Origin of the sequence: Mycobacterium sp. 1245499.0 (assembly GCF_001673615.1) — a bacterium.
Classification (GTDB): Bacteria; Actinomycetota; Actinomycetes; order Mycobacteriales; family Mycobacteriaceae; genus Mycobacterium; species Mycobacterium europaeum_A.
The window spans coordinates 1-571 of the sequence record NZ_LZMG01000026.1 but is presented as its reverse complement, the minus strand read 5'-3'; the positions used below and the strand labels follow the sequence as shown (position 1 = coordinate 571).

Genomic DNA, 571 nt, shown 5'->3' with positions numbered 1-571 from the left:
CCGTCACCGCTGGTCGGGGCGGTGGGCGCGGGCTCGTTGGCGGGCTCGGGGTTGTAGTCGACCAGAAACTCGTGCCAGCTCGGATCGACGGACGAGGGGTCGTCGCGGAACTTGCGGTACATCTCCTCGACCAGCCATTCGTTTTGCCCGAACGGTGAACTTATGTTGCTCACGACCGCAGTTCGCCTCAATCCTTCTTTTTCGCAGGCGCATTCCCGCGGCGCCTGCACCCTTGTCGGCCCCGGATGGCCGAACACTCATACCCATGGCGGTACCCATTGTTCCGCCCTATAAAGGCTAACCTTTCACCGCCGATCCGCCAGGCTGACCGGGGCACCGGGTGGGGGCTAGCCCGGCCGCGCTTGCGATCGCCACGGCCGCGCTTGCGATCACGGCTAGCCGGCTTCGTGGACCGGGGGGACCAGATGCAGCGCGCGGGGCCAGCGCACGGGCGGTGTGCCGAAAGCCCGGCCGGCGTTGCGGATCATCTTCTTGCCGGCGAGGTAGTTGCCGACGGCGCCCACCACGACCCCGACCCCGACCGGCAGCAGTTTGCCGAACAGCAGGGCGC

Annotated in this window: 1 protein-coding gene and 1 pseudogene; both read right to left on the bottom strand. The window is 67.8% G+C overall.

Annotated elements, in window-relative coordinates:
• On the bottom strand, positions 1–173 hold a 173-nt coding region (locus A5646_RS30310; protein WP_197505083.1), incomplete at its 3' end, for a hypothetical protein.
• Positions 174–395: 222 nt separating this feature from the next.
• A pseudogene (locus A5646_RS29295) lies at positions 396–571 on the bottom strand (hypothetical protein); the annotation flags it as partial.